Below are 15895 nucleotides of genomic sequence, written 5' to 3'. Positions count from 1 at the left end.
AAACGATTCTCCACGACGCCCCGGAATTGCTGACCCGTATCAATGAGTAGTGCCTGCGGGCGTGAGTGTCAAGCGCCGTGCGGCGTGTTGACGCCGATTCGTTATCTCGCCCCCTTGTGGGCGGCAATGCCCGCTATGCGTCGTGACTGCTTGGGGCCCTTGCGGACTTCCCGGGTGAAATCCGACACCGCGGCGCGGCGCCGCTCACCGCCGCGGCCGGATCGGCCTGGGGCCCTGCCGTTCCCGAGCGGACTCCGGCGCTGGCGCCGCCGTGCCACACTTGCACCAGAGCCAACCGTGAGGAGCGGGCATGAGCGACGACCAGTCACCGGCCGAAGGCGGTCCGGTCGAGACCAGGGATGCGGCTCGCGGGCCGGTCATTCTGCGCGGCATATCGACTCGCGCCTGGGAGCACCCGGCCGACCGGGGCGCGCTGGTCGCCCTGCGGGAGCTGCGCGGCTTCGACGTCGTCCTCCGCAAGGTCTCCGGGATGGTCTCCGAGCGGGCCCTGCGGCTGAGCCTCATGGGCTCCTCGATCCGCGTCGACCGCCACCAGTACTCGCGCGTCTACGAGGCCTATCAGCAGGTCGGCGCGGTGCTCGACGCCCAGGAGCTGCCGGAGCTGTACATCACCCGCGACCCCGACCTGGGCGGGATGTGCATCGGCATCGACAAGCCCGTCATCGTCATCAACTCCGGCTCGCTCGACGTGCTCGACGAGGCCGAACTGCGGTTCCTGCTCGCACACGAGCTGGGGCACGCGCTTTCCGGGCACGGCCTGTACCGCACCCTCCTCATGGTCCTGGTGCGGCTCACCACCTCCGTCGCCTGGGTCCCGGTCGGCGTCGTCGGCCTGCGGGTCATCACCGCCGCGCTCTACGAATGGGCCCGCAAGTCCGAGCTCTCCGCCGACCGGGCCGGCGCGCTCGCCGTCCAGGATCCGGCAGCCGCCATCCGCGTCATGGCGAAGCTCGCCGGCGGCGGCGACCTCCACGACGTGGACACCGCCGCGTTCCTGGAGCAGGCCAAGGAGTTCGAGACCGGCGGGGACCTGCGCGACAGCTTCCTCAAACTCATGCTGCTCGAGACGCGCAGCCACGACTTCGCCGTGGCCCGCGCCGCCGCCGTCAAGTCCTGGATCGACGACGGCGAGTACCGCGACTACCTCGCCGGGGACTACCCCAAGCGCGAGGACGACAAGGACGCCTCCATCGCGGCCGAGGCCAAGGCCGCCGCGAACTCGTACCGGCACGCCTTCCAGGCCTCCGGCGACCCCCTCGCCAAGGTCCTGCGGAAGGTCCGCGAAGGCTTCTAGGCGAACGGAACGGGCTCCATCCGCTGAGGATGGAGCCCGTTCCTTCCGCCGCTAGCGCTTGAGCTTCTCCAGCAGCAGCGCCTCGGCCACGCACACCCGCTCGAACATCCGGATGTCGAGGGACTCGTTGGGGCCGTGCGGGTTCGAGTACTGGTCCTCGACGCCCGTGACCAGGATCGCGGCCTCGGGGAACAGCTCCTGGAAGGTCGCGATCATCGGAATGGAACCGCCCACGCCGATCTCGACCGGCTCCGTGCCGTCCCAGGCCTCCGCGAACGCCGCGCGCGCCGCGTCGAAGGACGGACCGGTCGCGTCGATCGCGCACGGGTCGCCAAGGCCGCCTTCGGGAGTCACCGTCACCTCGGCGCCCCACGGGGCGTTCGCCATCAGGTGCTCGGTGACCGCCTTCAGCGCGTTCGCCGCCGTGTCGCCCGCCGCCAACCGGAACGAGACCTTCGCACGGGCCTTGGGCTGCAACGCGTTCGCCGACTCCGCCGCGCCCGGCGCGTCGATGCCGAGCACCGTCGCGGTCGGCTTCGACCACAGGCGCTCGGTCAGCCGCCCGGTGCCGATGAACTCGGCCCCCGGCAGCATCCCGGCCTCGTGGCGCAGCGCCGCCTCGTCGTAGTCGAGGTCGCTGCTGCGGCCCGTCGCGAGGCCCGCGACGGCCACATCGCCGTTCTCGTCGTGCAGGGTCGCCACGAGCCGCGCCAGCGCGGTCAGCGCGTCCGGCACCGGCCCGCCGAACATCCCCGAGTGCACCGCGCCCTTGAGGACCGCGACCTCCACGTACACGTTGATGACCCCGCGCAGGGTCGTGGTGAGCGCGGGGACCTCGGTGCGCCAGTTCTGCGAGTCGGCGATGACCACCACGTCGGCGGCCAGCAGGTCCTGGTGCTCGCGCAGCAGGCCCTCGAGCGTGGGGGAGCCGAACTCCTCCTCGCCCTCGATGAGGAGCTTGACGCCGACCGGCGGCTTCCCGCCGAAGACGCGCAGCGCGGCGATGTGCGCCATCACCCCGGCCTTGTCGTCGGCGACGCCGCGGCCGTACAGCCGCCCGTCCTTCTCGACCACGGTGAACGGGTCGGGCTGCTCCCACTTGGAGAGGTCGCCGACCGGCTGGACGTCCTGGTGGGCGTACAGCAGCACCGTCGGCTGGCCGGCGGGCGCGGGGAAGTGCGCGTACACGCTCGGCTGCCCGCCCCCGTGGGAGAGCTGCCTGGTCTCGGCGGCGCCGGCCTCCTCGAGGAGCCGCTGGACGGCGTTCGCACCCTGTCGGACCGGCTCGTGGTCGAGTCCTTCGAAGGCGATCGCCGGGATCTTGACGAGGGCCTCCAGATCGGCGCGCACGGCAGGCATGGCGGCGCGCACCGCATTCACAACATCGCTCATGGAGCGCAATCCTATGCCGGGTCTAGACTCGGCGGCGTGATGCAGCGCTTCCGATTCGTCCTCGCACCGCGCTGGCTCCTGCTGACGGCGGCGGGCCTGGTCGTGATGGTCGTGTGCGGGCTGCTGTCCCAGTGGCAGTGGGACCGCGCGGTCATGCGCGCCGCCGCGAACGAGGTGATCGAGGAGAGCCGCGTCGCCGCGCCCGTCGAGGAGGTGCTGCCCGCCGGGGCGGCACTGGACGACGCGGACCGCTGGACCCTCGTGGAGGCCACCGGGGTCTACGACGCCGAGCACGAGGTCGTTCTGCGCGCGCAGACGAACGACAGCGTCAACGGGTTCGAGATCGTCACGCCGCTCGTCCTCGAGGACGGCAGCGCGCTTCTCGTCGACCGCGGCTTCGTCGCCTCGGAGAGCACCGGGCACGTGCCCGACTACCCGGCCCCGCCCTCGGGCGAGGTGACGGTGACCGGCCGCCTCTACGAGTCCGAGCCCGAGGGCGGTTCGGTGACCGAGGTCGACGGGCACCTGGAGTCGCGCCGCCTCAGCCTCGAGATGCTCGAGGGGCACTACGACTACGAGCTGCGCGGGGCGTGGGTCGCCGACGTCGAGCCCGCCGAGGGCTTCACCGCGCTGGAGACGCCCTCGTTCAAGGACTGGCAGAACTACTCGTACGCCGTGCAGTGGGCGCTGTTCGCGGCCATGGTCCCGGTCGGCTGGTCCGTCCTGGTGCGCCGCGAGCGCAAAGAGATGGACGAGGCCGAGAAGGAAGCGGCCCCCGGCGGTGAGCCGGAGGCCGCTGCGTCCGAGGAGGTCTAGTCCCCGTACATGATGTCGCGTGAGGGCGGCTTGAACGGGATGACCTTCTCGCCCTTCAAGGCGTCTCTGAAGATCTTCCCCACGGTCTCCTTCGAGGTGGACGTGTTGCCCGTGCCCACGGGGTTGAAGATGTAGTCGGGGTCGGCCATGAACGCGCCCACGGTCAGCTGCGGCGTGTACCCCAGGAACCACGAGGCCCGGTTGTTGTCCGTCGTACCGGACTTGCCTGCGATGGGCCGCCCGGCCAGGGTGCCCACCACCTTCGAAGTGCCCCAGGGCCCGCACTGCGCGCCCTTGCGTTCGGTCTCGGTGACGCAGCGGCCCGCGTCGGTCGCGGCCCGCGCCACGTCCGCGTCGAGCTCCTGGTGGCAGCGCGGCGAGGCGGCGTCGAGGTCGTGGCCCTCGGGGTCGATGATGCGCAGCGCGGGCAGCGGCTCGCAGTACAGGCCGTCGGCGGCGAGCGTGTTGAACACGTTCGTCATCTCGATCGGCTGCACGTCGGAGACGCCCAGCGTGAACGGCCCCCAGCCCGAGCGGCGCTCCTCCGAGGCGTAGTACGCGTCGCCCTCGGAGCGCCACTGCAGGCCCATCCGCTCGGCCATCTCCACCGCCTTGTCGGCGCCGACGCGGTCGATGAGCTGCGCGAAGTAGGTGTTCACCGACATCCCGAACCCGGACCACATGTCGCGGTTGCCCGCCATCGCCGCCGAGCCGTTCTTCGGGCACCATCTGCCGCCGCACGCGGTCGTGGCGGAGACGAAGCTCGTGGCGACCCGGTTGGGGGAGTGGATGTTGTAGTCGAGCGGGTAGCCCGCGTCGAGCGCGGCGAGCATCGTGAAGATCTTGAACGTCGACCCCGCCTGGTAGCCGCCCTCGGCGCCGCCGCCGAGCACCGGGTTCACGGTGTTCGGGTAGTTGCCCTTGCGGTCGAAGGACGGGTTCGAGTGCGGCCCGTTGTGCTTCTGGTCGTACGAGAACACCCGGTTGAGGCCGAGCGCCTTGACGCGGCCGGTTCCCGGCTCCATGACGACGGCGCCGTGCGCGAGCTTCGACTCGTCGCTCTTGGCGTTGTTGACGTGCTTGTTCGCCATGGTCTGCAGCTCGGGGTCGAGCGTGGTGATGATGGTGTACCCGCCTTGGCGCAGTTCGCGCTCGCGCTCGGCCGGGGTCGCCCCGAAGGCGTCCTGCTCGCGCCACCAGCGGCGGAAGTAGTCGCAGAAGAACCCGAACTCGGAGGGGGTGCCCTCGATGCCGATGCACGAGTTCGGCGGGTCCGAGACGTCCAGTTCGATCGGCAGGCCCCGCACCTGGGAGGCGTCGCCGTGGGAGAGGTAGTCGATGTCGACCATCCGGTCGAGCACCCAGTTGCGGCGCGCGAGCGCCTGCGTCTGGTCGGAGGTGATCGGGTCGTACGCGGACGGGGCCTGCACGAGCCCGGCGAGCGTGGCCGACTCCTGCAGGTTGAGGTCGCTCGGGTGCTTGGAGAAGTACACCTGGGCGGCGGCGAAGATCCCGTACGCGTTGTGGCCGAAGTACGCCTGGTTGAGGTACCGCTCGAGGATCTCGTCCTTGGTGAGCTGCTCCTCGACGGCCATCGCGAGGCGGGCCTCGCGGAGCTTGCGGACGGCGGTCTGCTCGGTGGCGGCGATGACCTCGTCGATGGTCTCGGCGTTGAGCTGGAGCGCGCCGCGCACGTACTGCATGGTGATGGTGGAGGCGCCCTGCTGGACCCCGCCGGAGGAGTTGTTGGCGACCATGGCGCGCACGATGCCGCGGTAGTCGACGCCGTTGTGCGTGTAGAACCGCGCGTCCTCGGCCGAGACCATGGCCTGCTGCATGACGGGCGCGACCTCGTCCAGGTTGACGTGGCGGCGGAACTCGTCGTAGAACAGGCTCACCAGCGTCTCGCCGTCCGCCGCGTACACGTACGAGGTGAGCGGCGGGTCGGTCTCGGTGACCGCGACGGAGAGCGTGTCGATCGAGTTGAACCCGGCTTTCGCGCTCAAGCCCGCCATGGCGGCCAGCGGGAAGAGCAGTGCGGCGATGGCGAGCCCGGCGAGCAGGCTCGTGCGCAGCAGCGCGTACACGCCTTCGGCGGACGGTCCGGGTTCATCGCTCCCGTGTGTGGACAGTCCGGGCACACGGTGCTGGCGGGGTCGATCGCGCATATATCCAGCCTAGGGCACACGGATGGCCGCAAGGTGAAAAACCTCACGACCGTTGGCATTGCTTTCCCCAAGGCGCCGAATGTAATGCGTGCTCGCATAACTCTGGCAAGTCCCGCATCGCGGGTTTCGCGTAACAGGCTCGCAATCCGCCGGTTAGATGCACGCGACGAAACCCGCATACGCTTGTCGAGTCTTACTGGGAGTGCTGGAGGAGGCACACGTGTCGGTCTACGAGATCGGTCTGCGGCTGCAGGGCAAGCCCGTGCTCGTCGTCGGCGGCGGTTCCATCGCCGGGCGCCGGGTCCCCCGCCTGCTGGCCGCGGGCGCCCGCGTCCTGCTGGTCGCCCCCGAGGCCACCACCACCCTCTCCGACTACGCCGCCGCCGGCGAGATCCAGTGGGAGCGCCGCGAATGGCGCTCCGGCGACGGCGACGACGCCTGGTTCGTGCTCGCCGCCACCGACGCCCCCGAGGTGAACGCGGCCGTCGCCGCCGAGGCCGAGGCCCGCCGCACCTGGTGCGTGCGAGCCGACGACGCCGCGGCCTCCGACGCCTGGACCCTCGCCCACACCGAGTTCGACGGCGTCGCCGTCGCGGTCTCCGCCTCCGGTGACCCGCGCCGCGCCGCCGCGGTCCGCGACGCGATCGCCGCGGGCCTGCGCACCGGCGACATCGACGCGCCCCGCAGCCGCACCGTCCGCCCCGCCGGCGTGGCCCTTGTGGGCGCCGGCCCCGGCGACGCCGACCTCATCACCCTCCGCGGCCTCGAACTGCTCCGCCAGGCCGAAGTGGTCGTCTCCGACCGGCTCGCCCCGCAGGAGCTGCTCGACATGCTCGCCGAGGACGTCGAGATCGTCGACGCCGCGAAGCTCCCCTACGGGCGGCACACCACTCAGGAGCAGATCAACGCCGTCATGGTCGAGCGCGCCCTCGAAGGCAAGTTCGTGGTCCGCCTCAAGGGCGGCGACGGCTTCGTCTTCGGCCGTGGCGCCGAGGAGCTCGACGCCTGCCTCGCGGCCGGCGTGCCCGTCGAGGTCGTCCCGGGCCTCTCCTCTTCCATCGCCGGGCCGGCCGCCGCCGGGGTCCCCGTGACCGAGCGCGGCGTCGTCCACGACTTCACCGTCGCCACCGGCCATGTGCCCCCGGGCCCGCAGAGCAAGGTCAACTGGACCGCGCTGGGCGCCGGAAACGGGACGATCGTGCTGCTGATGGCCGTCAAGAACCGCGCCGCGATCGCCGCCGCGCTCATCGAGGGCGGCCGCGCCCCGGAGACGCCCGTGCGGATCGTCGAGAACGCGACGACGAAGAACCAGACCGTCCGCGAATGCGCCCTCGCCGACCTCGGCGTCACCGAAGCGCACCACCCGTCCGTCATCGTCATCGGGGACGTCGCGGGGAGGGCCCGCGAACTGTGAGTTCCCGCAGGTAGAGGCTGAAATTCAGGCGGCGCCGGAGGTTCACTCCGGCGCCGCCGCAGTTTTACCTGATCCACTCTTTACAAGCCTGAACACAGGCCGTAATATTCGTCCATCAACAGCGCAGCGATCGTTGCGCTAAACCACCATGGTCACGTTCTGCACCACTGGTGTACTTCCATTCAAGCGGGTGACCCCGCTGACCCTTATTGTCCTTTTTGGAGTGTGCATGCGCATTCGTGAGTTCTCTGCTGAGCTCGCTTCGCGGCTGAAAGTCGCCTACGCGGTCCGGAACGTCGACCTGACATCGCCCGGGCTGACCCTGGTAGACGGATGCGCGCCGCGACCCGGCCACATCCTCGCCGCCCGGGTCGACGCGATCGGCCACCACAACTGGCTCGAGCTCGGCACCGGCCGCAAGGCCGCCATCTACCCGGGAGACGAGATCCTCCTGGCCTTCGGCGAGCGGTACGCGCCGGACCAGTACGAATCCCGCGTGCCCGACGTCCTCGGCACCTCCGTCGACCTGGTCGCCGCCGGCGGCGTCGCCGGCGAGGTCCTCTCGCGCCACGGCGACATGCGCCCCCCGACCCGGCTGGAGCCCCTGGGCATCCTCGCCGACCGCGAAGGCGTCCCGCTCGACCTGCGGCGCTACAACGTCCTGGCGCCGTTCGGGCTCGGCGACCACCCGCCCGTGGTCTGCGTCGTCGGCACCTCCATGAACGCCGGGAAGTCCACCACCGCCGCCAGCGTGATCCGCGGCCTGTCGCGCGGCGGCCGCCGCGTCGCCGGCATCAAGATCACCGGCACCGGCGCCGGGGGCGACCCGTGGATGTTCCGCGACTCCGGCGCGGTCGTCGCCGCTGACTTCACCGACGGCGGCTACCCGACCACCGCCGGCATCCCGGTGCCCGAGCTGGCCGAGCTCGCCCAGACGCTCTACCACCACGCCGCCGCGCACGACGTCGAGGCCGTGGTCATGGAGATCGCCGACGGCATCCTCCAGGCCGAGACCTCCGCGCTGCTCGAGCACCCGCTGGTGCGCGAACTCGTGGACGGCGTGGTCCTCGCCGCCGCCGACGCCGCCGGCGCCCGCTACGGCGCGATGCACCTGCGCGGCCTCGGCCTCCCGGTGATCGCCGCGTCCGGCAAGCTCACCCAGTCGCAGCTCGCGATCCGCGAGGCCACTGCCGGCATGGACGCCCCGGTCTACACCCCCGGCGAACTCGCCGAGGCGCATGTGGCCCAGGAGATCCTGGCGCTCGCGAACGTCGCCCGCGCCCGCCGCGCCGGCGTCCTCGAGCTCGGCGAGGCCGCCTAGCGGGGACCCATGCGAAGACATAGACCGGCGATGCCCACCGCATCGCCGCACAGCACAACACAGGCAGACGACTCAGGCGGTGCGCGCAGCGCACCGCCCCTTTGCGTTTACAGGACCTTTTCGCCCTGTCTGTACGTGCCGGTATCCTGACCCGCTTAGGCCACTTTGGGCCACCCCAGACCGATACCTTCTTGTGACAATGGCAGCCTAGTCCTCGTTGCACCGACGAATTAGGCTCGGGTTCGTGTGCCGCCCCCCGAGGCACCTGGGGCCCTTCTGGCGCTCGCGCCCCCACAACCCGGCATAGCTGACCCCGCAGAGGAATTCCCCCTTATGACCACTCGCAACGTCGACGCCCGTCGCCTCAACGTCAAGGGCCTGCTCATCGCGATAGGCCTGCCGGTGGTGCTCGTCGGCGCGCTCGTCGCGACCCTCCTCGGCACGGGCGCGTTCAGCCGCGACAGCGACCTGCAAGACGAGAGCCTGTGGCTGTGGACGACCCCGGCCGGCGAGATCGCCCGCGTCAACGGCCTCACCGCCGCGACCGACGTGCGGTTCCCCCTCACCGACGCGGCCGGCAACGCCGTCCAGATCGAGCAGACGGACTCGCATCTGCTGCTGCGCGAGATCGCCTCGGGGAAGGTCTCCGCGATCGACCTCTCCACCCTCGAACTCACCGGCGAGGCCGAGACCGCCCCGGGTGAAGGCGTGCGCCTCGCGCTCGCCGACGAGGGCGCGTTCATCATCGACCAGACCCAGGGCCTGGTCAACCAGGTCGACCCGAGCTCGCTCGTCGCGATCGGCGACCCGCTGCAGTTCCCGGCGGGTCTCACCGGCGGCGCGTTCGACACCACCGGGAAGCTCTGGATCGGCGTGCCGCGCGAGGGCACGATCGTGCAGATCGAGCCGAAGGACAAGGGCGCCCGGGCCGTCGCGACCGAGGTCGTGGCCGAGCCGCGCCAGGAACTCGCCCTCACCGTCCTCGGCGACGGCGTCGCCGTCCTCAACTCCACCGCCAAGCAGATGACGACCCTGCGCGCCGACGGCCGCAAGTCGGTGACCGACGTCGAGCTGGTCGGCCCCGCCGAGACCGCCGACACGAGCCCCGGCACCATCGCCTCGGTCACCGTGACCGAGCCCCCGTCGATCGTCACGGTCAACGACGAGCAGGCGAAGACCTTCTCCATCTCCGCCGCCTCCTCGAACCTCCTCGGCGCCTCCGTCGAGTTCCACCAGCGCATCTACGTGCCGGACGGCGCATCGGGCCTGGTCTGGGTCTACGACCTCGACGGCAAGGAGCTCGACCGCATCGAGATCGACGCGGGCGGCGGCCCGGTCGAGCTCTACCACACCGGCGACACGCTCTTCGCCAACGCGGTCAACACGAACGCGGCCGTGGTCGTCTCCTCCGACGGCAACGCCCGCCAGGCCGAGAAGGACCGGGACGACATCCTCGGCGGCAACGCCCCGCCCGAGGACGAAGACGCCGAAGGCGACGAAGGCGACGAGGACGGTAACGAAGAGTCCGCCCCGCAGATCGGCCCGCCCGGCGCGGTCACCAACCTGCGCGGCACCGTCGGCGACGGCCTCATCAACCTCTCGTGGGACGCCGCGCCCAACAACGGCTCAGCCCTCACGAAGTACACGATCGAAGGCGCGGGCGACTCGTGGGAGATCGCCCCGGACCAGCGCGTCCTGGAGATCGGCGACCTCGAGAACGGCACGCCGTACACCTTCACCGTGACCGCCCACAACGCCGAGGGCCAGGGCGACAGCGCCACCTCGCCTTCGATCACGCCTTCGGCCGACGTGCCCGACCCGGTCACGACCGTCGAGGCCACGGCCAACAACGACGGCACCGTCACCGTGAAGTGGGACGAGGCCAACGGCCAGGGCAACGAGGTCAGCGGCTACCAGATCGAGGCCATCGCCTCAGGGAAGCAGTCGGTGGTCGGCCAGTCCGACACGACGACGTTCACCGTTCCCGAAGGGGCCCTTGACTACGGCACTGGTTACGTCTTCCAGGTGACGACGCTGTCGGGAGCCGCGGCCTCGACGCCTTCGGCGCCGTCGAACTCCGTGACGCCGTTCAACGTGCCCGACGCACCGACCGAGCTCCTGGCGGAGACCGCCTCCGACGCGGCCGGGTCGATCGACGTGACCTGGCAGCAGCCGTCGAACAACGGCCGCGACATCACGAAGTACATCGTCCGGGCCGGCGAGCAGACCGTCGAAGTCGACGGGAACACCACCAAGGCGCGAGTCTCGGGCTTCGACAACGGCGCGGAAGTGACCGTCACCGTGGTCGCCGTGAACGAGGCAGGCGAGTCCGAACCGGCCACGACCACGTCCAACACGATGAATGCACCGACCGTCCAGATCACCGGGAGTTCGTCGACCGCGAACTCCATCACCGTCAACATGACGTACGACAACGGCGGCGGCGACGTCACCTGTGAACTGCTGCGCGACGGCAGGGACCTGGCCGCGAGCGGGTCGTGCGACAGCCTCACCCAGGGCGGCCTGAAGGCCTCGACCGAGCACACCTACACCGTCCGGATCACCAACCCGGCCGGGTCGGGCACGTCGGGCTCGCACACGGCCTCGACCACGACGATTACCGGCAAGGTGTACTTCCGGTGCGACGAGGGCTACAACACCGACTACTGCGATTCGGTCGACGGTGTGGGCGTCTACCCGCAGGCCAGCCAGTCCGGCAGCAGTCTCGGCACCACCAATACGCCGACGAGCTACAAGGCGTACTGCTGGACGACGGGAGACGCCACCATCAATCCGCGCGGCACCGAGGGCGGCCAGTCCGTCGACTATCACCCGGGCAAAGAGGCCTCGAACAAGTGGATCAAGATCGACTACGCTGCCAACGCGTACATCCCATTCGTATGGTTCAACATCGACGGGGTCGATAAGAACTCCACCGGGGACCTTCCCCAGTGCTAGCAGGAGACACCGATGCACGACACCTCGCAGACCCATCCGCTGCAAGTGCCTAGGCGCATTCAGCAGCAACCGGTCCAGCTGGGCGCCGCGCAGGCCGAGCAGTTCGCCGCGACGTTCGACGCGCTCGCGGCGGCGGTGGACACCGTCGTGCTCGGCAAGCAGGAGGTCGTGCGCCTGGCGCTGACGGCCATGTTCGCGCAGGGCCACATCCTGCTCGAAGACGTGCCCGGCACCGGCAAGACGACCCTCGCCCGCACCATCGCGGCGGCGGTCTCGGGCCAGTGGCGGCGCATCCAGTTCACGCCCGACCTCCTGCCCTCTGACGTCTCGGGCGTGACGATCTTCAACCAGGCCAGCGGCTCGTTCGAGTTCCACCCCGGCCCGGTGTTCGCGAACATCGTGATCGCCGACGAGATCAACCGGGCCAGCCCGAAGACCCAGTCGGCGCTCCTCGAGGTCATGGAGGAAGGCCGGGTCACCGTCGACGGCAACCCGCACCAGGTGCCGCAGCCGTTCCTCGTGGTCGCCACCCAGAACCCGGTCGAGATGGACGGCACCTACCGCCTCCCCGAGGCCCAGCTCGACCGATTCCTCGTGAAGCTCTCGGTCGGCTACCCCGTGGAAGCGGCCGAAATCGAGGTCCTGCGCGGCACCCACCAGCGCAGCCCCGAGCACCTCGCGCCCGTGGTCGACACCGACACGGTCGCGCAGATGGCGGAGATGGCGAAGCACGTCTACATCGCCGAGCCGCTGTACGCGTACCTCGTACAGCTCGCGAACGCGACCCGCAACCACCCGCAGGTGGCCGTCGGCGTCAGCCCGCGCGGTCTCATCGCCTTGACCAGGGCCGCCAGCGTGTTCGCGCTTTCGCAGGGCCGCACGTACATCATCCCGGAGGATGTGAAGGCCCTGGCCGGACCGGTGTTCGCGCACCGCGTCCAGCTCGCGCCCGACGCCGCCATGCGCGGCATCACCGGTGCTCAGATCGTCTCGGACGCTTTCGACCAGGTCCCGGTTCCGCTGCCGGCCTCGGCGGCATGAGCGAGTCCGGTCAGGCCGCCGGAGCCGGACCGGGCGAGGCCGAGAAGTCCATTTTGGCTGGTCAGCGGCTTGAACGTCTCACGAACCTGGCGCTGGCCGTCCCGATCACGAGCCGCGGTGCGGCCCTTGCCGTCGCCGCGGCCGGTCTGCTCGCCGCCGGTTGGATCTGGGGTTACCCGGAACTCGCGGCCCTCGGCGCGGCCGCCGCGCTCGCGTGCCTGGCCGCCGGGTCGGTGATCGCCGCGAAGCCGCGCCTCGAAGTCGAACGCTCCGTCGTGCCCGACCGGATCTCGGTGGGCGACGACGCGACCGTCCAACTCAACGTGCGCAACGCGGGCCGCTGGCGATCGGTCAACGCCCGCGCGGTCGACGCGTACGGCGGGCCGGGCCTCGAGACGCGCCGCGTCGCGGTCCCCCTCGCGCGCCTGCGCCCCGGCAAGAGCGCCGGGGCGAGCTACGCGATCCGGGCGGAGCGGCGCGGGGTGGTCGACGCCGGGCCGCTGGGCATCGGCAAGCGCGACCTGCTCGGCCTGGCCGCCACGGCCGGGAACTTCGGGGGCACCGCGCGGCTGTGGATCCACCCGCGCCTCCACCAGCTGGGCCGCACCCCGGACGGCCTCGCCCGCTCGCTCGAGGGCACGGCCGACAAGGTCGAGCAGGGCTCGCTCACCTTCCACGCCTTGCGCGAGTACGTGATCGGCGACGAGCTGCGGCACGTCCACTGGCGCACCTCGGCCCGCATCGGCAAGCTCATGGTGAAGGAGCACCTGGACACCTCGCTGCCCACGGTCGCGATCGCGATCGACGACCGCGCGGAAAGCTGGCCGACCGCGCCGGTCTCGCAAGCAGCCTTGGCGAAGCTTGCGAGCCATCAATCGACAGCGCCCGGCGACCCGTTCGAGGCCGCCTGCGAAGCCGCGTACTCGATCCTCACCGCGTGCTTCCGCGCCGAGTACCACGCCGCGCTCGTGCCCGCGTCCGGCGCGGTCGTCTCCGGGGCCGGGCGCGACTCCTACGGCGACCTTCTCGCGGAGCTCACGCCGGACGCGCCGGAGTCGTTGGGCGCGTATGTCTCGCGGCTCACCGCCGCGCGCTACGGCGACACGCTCGTGTGGATCACGGGCGTCGAGCCGCCCACGGACCGGCTCGCGGTCCTCAAGCGCGCGTACCCGACCGTGATCGCGGTCCACCTCGCGCTCGGCCTGCCGGCCTCGGCCTCGCTGGCCGGAGGCGTGCCCACGATCCGCGCCGCCGACGGCGAGCAGTTCGCGGCCGCCTGGAACAACGGCGGGACCCGGCTGTGAACGCGCAGACCAGAAGGCGCACCCGGTACCGGCTGCGCGTGGCGGCCGTCGCGGCCTGCCTCACCCTCATGTGCCTGGTCGCGGGCACCGTGGCCGCCCGCGTCTACCACGGGCAGCTGCTGCTCCTCCTGGTCGCGGGGGCCGCGTTCGGCGCGTTCGCGATCGGGTTCGCGCTGCGGAACAAGCCGTCGTTCCTCGCCCCCGGCCTCTCGGCCACGGGCCTGGCCGCGTACCTCCTCGGGGCGATCGCGCTGACCAGCGACGGCACGGCACCGCTCGGGACCGCGATCGTCGACGCGCTCGTCAACGCCGTGCCGCGCACGCTGACCGCGCTCATCCCGATCGAGCCCGCCCCAGACACGGTCGTGGTGCCTGTCTTCCTCACGTGGCTCGCCGCGACGCTCTCGTGCGAGTTCGCGATCCGATACGGCCGCACGCTCCTCGGCTGCCTGCCGCCGACGCTTCAGTACGGCGCGGGCCTCTACCTGGTCGGCCCGAACGCGGACGCCGGACCGCTCTACGCGATCGTCTTCTGCGTGCTCGCCGCCGCCGCGCTCGCGGTGACCGCCGCGCCGCCCGAGCGCCGCCCCGACTCCGACGCCACTGTGGACGGCCAGCCGCCGTCGCGCACGCCCGCGCTCATGGGCGCGGTGCTCACCACCACCGTGCTCCTCGCCGCCGTCGCGCTGCTCGGCCCGGCCGCGGCCCGGCTCGTCACGACCAGTCCCGGCGACCCGCGCGAGTACGTGGAGCCGCCGCAGCTCACCGACATCGACCTCAATCCGCTCGTGCGCATCGCCGAGTGGGCCAAGTACCCCGAGCAGGAGCTGTTCAAGGCCGACACGAGCGGCGACGCGTGGATGCGCCTGGCCGTGCTCACCGAGTACGACGGCACCACCTGGCAGGCCACCGGCGATTTCCGCACCGCCGGCACCGTCGTCCCGGGGGCCGGCGAGGCCACCTACTCCGCCGACCTCGAGATCATCGAACTCGGCGGCAAGCTCGTGCCGGCCCCGGCGGACCCCGCGAGCGTGACCAATCTGCCGATCGCCGTGAACCTCTACACGAAGTGCCTGCTCACCCCGGACGGCCTCGCCACGGGCACGAGCTTCCATGTCGACTCCGCGCTCGTCTCGAACGACCCGGCGGGCATCGAGACGGCCCGCCCGGACCTCTCCGACGTCACGACCGTGGCGGTCCCGCCCGGGACACCCGAGATCATGGCCCACATCGCTGAGTACATCAACGCCACCTACGACACGCCTTACGAACGCGCCCAAGGGCTCGCGGACTTCCTCTCGCAGCACTACGCGTTCGACGCCGAAGCGCCCTCCGGGCACGACCTGCCCGCGCTGGGGTTCTTCCTCGGCAGCCCCGTCACCGCGGGCGGCCAGCGCGGCACCAGCGAGCACTTCGCGGCCGCGTACGCCGTGATCGCGCGCCTCGTGGGCCTGCCGAGCCGGGTCGTGGTGGGCTTCGACGTGCCGTCGGGTGCGAGCACGGTGACGGCGGCGCAGGGCCAGGCCTGGCCGGAGGTCGCGTTCGACGGCCCCGGGTGGGTCCGGTTCGATCCGATGCCCGCGGCCGGGGTCGCCCCGATCCCGCCGGAGGACACGCTGGAGCAGATGGAGGAGGAGACGCCGAGTCCGGAGGAGGCCGAGGGCGGCGGCGGTGAGGCCGAGGACTTCAACGACGAGGCGCTGGAGCAGGACGGCGACTTCAACGAGCAGGCCGGGCAGGACGAGGGCGGGGTGCCGCGCTGGGTCTGGTACGCGGCGGCGGGGCTGCTGCTGGCCTGCGTGCCGCTGGCGCTGAAGCTGCGGCGGGCGCTGCGTCGCCGGAGGCGTCTGCGCAAGGGCACGCCGGCGGAGCGTGTCGCGGGCGCTTGGGCCGAGGTGCTGGAGGAGGCCGCGCGGGCGGGCGTGAAGGTGCCGGTCCATGCGAATGCCGAGGAGGCCGCGGGGCGGCTTGCGCCGCTCAAGGGTGACATCGGCGCTTTGCCGCGTCTGGTGAACGCCGCGGCTTTCGCCCCGGGGGCGGTCTCGGAGGCCGACGCGGACGCGGCTGCGGCATTGGTCGCGCCCTTCTCGCGGACAATTCGGCATCAAGTGAATTGGGTGAGACGTTTCCTCACTTAACTTGTGGCCGTTACGAGTTGTTATGACC

At 71.1% G+C, this 15895-nt stretch carries 10 protein-coding genes; 8 read left to right on the top strand and 2 right to left on the bottom strand.

The genetic code is table 11. The annotated features are described in order from the left end of the window. The first annotated feature begins 310 nt into the window (after positions 1-310). Entirely contained in the window at positions 311-1315 is a 1005-nt protein-coding gene (locus tag AB0K52_RS04640) for a M48 family metallopeptidase (RefSeq protein ID WP_363526103.1), read from the top strand. A gap of 51 nt (positions 1316-1366) precedes the next feature. Here the strand turns inward: AB0K52_RS04640 and AB0K52_RS04635 are convergent, their stop codons facing one another. Beyond that, the gene (locus tag AB0K52_RS04635) at positions 1367-2707 is read right to left on the bottom strand and encodes a dipeptidase (protein ID WP_363526100.1); all 1341 of its coding nucleotides are present in this window, start codon (positions 2705-2707) and stop codon (positions 1367-1369) included. Between the two features lie 39 nt (positions 2708-2746). On the opposite strand from AB0K52_RS04635, the gene AB0K52_RS04630 reads away from it, so the two are divergent. After that, a complete protein-coding gene (locus tag AB0K52_RS04630; RefSeq protein ID WP_363526097.1) occupies positions 2747-3523 on the top strand; it encodes an SURF1 family protein in 777 nt (258 codons plus the stop codon). Here AB0K52_RS04630 and AB0K52_RS04625 read toward each other — a convergent pair. Continuing rightward, entirely contained in the window at positions 3520-5691 is a 2172-nt protein-coding gene (locus AB0K52_RS04625; protein ID WP_363526094.1) for a transglycosylase domain-containing protein, read from the bottom strand. The two genes, AB0K52_RS04630 and AB0K52_RS04625, sit on opposite strands and share 4 nt — an antisense overlap. A 220-nt stretch (positions 5692-5911) precedes the next feature. On the opposite strand from AB0K52_RS04625, the gene cobA reads away from it, so the two are divergent. The 6 genes from cobA (at position 5912) to AB0K52_RS04595 (ending at position 15867) form a co-directional block, all read left to right on the top strand. Next, positions 5912-7105 (top strand): uroporphyrinogen-III C-methyltransferase, encoded by a 1194-nt coding sequence (gene cobA / locus AB0K52_RS04620; RefSeq protein WP_363526091.1) that lies wholly within the window; start codon positions 5912-5914, stop codon positions 7103-7105. A 229-nt stretch (positions 7106-7334) separates the two neighbouring features. Next, positions 7335-8426, top strand: coding sequence for a DUF1611 domain-containing protein (locus AB0K52_RS04615; protein ID WP_363526088.1), 1092 nt, complete (start codon positions 7335-7337; stop codon positions 8424-8426). Between the two features lie 333 nt (positions 8427-8759). Then, a complete protein-coding gene (locus AB0K52_RS04610) occupies positions 8760-11384 on the top strand; it encodes a fibronectin type III domain-containing protein (RefSeq protein ID WP_363526086.1) in 2625 nt (874 codons plus the stop codon). A 12-nt stretch (positions 11385-11396) separates the two neighbouring features. Continuing rightward, positions 11397-12425: a MoxR family ATPase gene (locus AB0K52_RS04605; RefSeq protein WP_363526083.1), complete on the top strand. Its 1029-nt coding sequence runs from the start codon at positions 11397-11399 to the stop codon at positions 12423-12425. Continuing rightward, positions 12422-13729: a DUF58 domain-containing protein gene (locus tag AB0K52_RS04600; RefSeq protein WP_363526081.1), complete on the top strand. Its 1308-nt coding sequence runs from the start codon at positions 12422-12424 to the stop codon at positions 13727-13729. The genes AB0K52_RS04605 and AB0K52_RS04600 overlap by 4 nt, the downstream gene beginning before the upstream one ends. Further along, on the top strand, positions 13726-15867 hold the full coding sequence (locus tag AB0K52_RS04595) for a transglutaminase-like domain-containing protein (protein WP_363526078.1): 2142 nt from the start codon (positions 13726-13728) through the stop codon (positions 15865-15867). Before AB0K52_RS04600 ends, AB0K52_RS04595 begins: the two co-directional genes overlap by 4 nt. Positions 15868-15895: the final 28 nt, after the last annotated feature.

The sequence above is a fragment of the Glycomyces sp. NPDC049804 genome, from assembly GCF_040674615.1.
In the GTDB taxonomy this organism is placed as follows: domain Bacteria; phylum Actinomycetota; class Actinomycetes; order Mycobacteriales; family Micromonosporaceae; genus Glycomyces; species Glycomyces niveus.
This window is presented reverse-complemented; position numbering and strand designations above follow the sequence as displayed.

What these genes read in the sequence shown, in the direction of transcription:
- AB0K52_RS04640 (WP_363526103.1), top strand. Translation starts at nt 311, where the DNA reads ATGAGCGACGACCAGTCACCGGCCGAAGGCGGTCCGGTCGAGACCAGG.
- AB0K52_RS04635 (WP_363526100.1), bottom strand. Translation starts at nt 2,707, where the DNA reads ATGAGCGATGTTGTGAATGCGGTGCGCGCCGCCATGCCTGCCGTGCGC.
- AB0K52_RS04630 (WP_363526097.1), top strand. Translation starts at nt 2,747, where the DNA reads ATGCAGCGCTTCCGATTCGTCCTCGCACCGCGCTGGCTCCTGCTGACG.
- AB0K52_RS04625 (WP_363526094.1), bottom strand. Translation starts at nt 5,691, where the DNA reads ATGCGCGATCGACCCCGCCAGCACCGTGTGCCCGGACTGTCCACACAC.
- AB0K52_RS04615 (WP_363526088.1), top strand. Translation starts at nt 7,335, where the DNA reads ATGCGCATTCGTGAGTTCTCTGCTGAGCTCGCTTCGCGGCTGAAAGTC.
- AB0K52_RS04610 (WP_363526086.1), top strand. Translation starts at nt 8,760, where the DNA reads ATGACCACTCGCAACGTCGACGCCCGTCGCCTCAACGTCAAGGGCCTG.
- AB0K52_RS04605 (WP_363526083.1), top strand. Translation starts at nt 11,397, where the DNA reads ATGCACGACACCTCGCAGACCCATCCGCTGCAAGTGCCTAGGCGCATT.
- AB0K52_RS04600 (WP_363526081.1), top strand. Translation starts at nt 12,422, where the DNA reads ATGAGCGAGTCCGGTCAGGCCGCCGGAGCCGGACCGGGCGAGGCCGAG.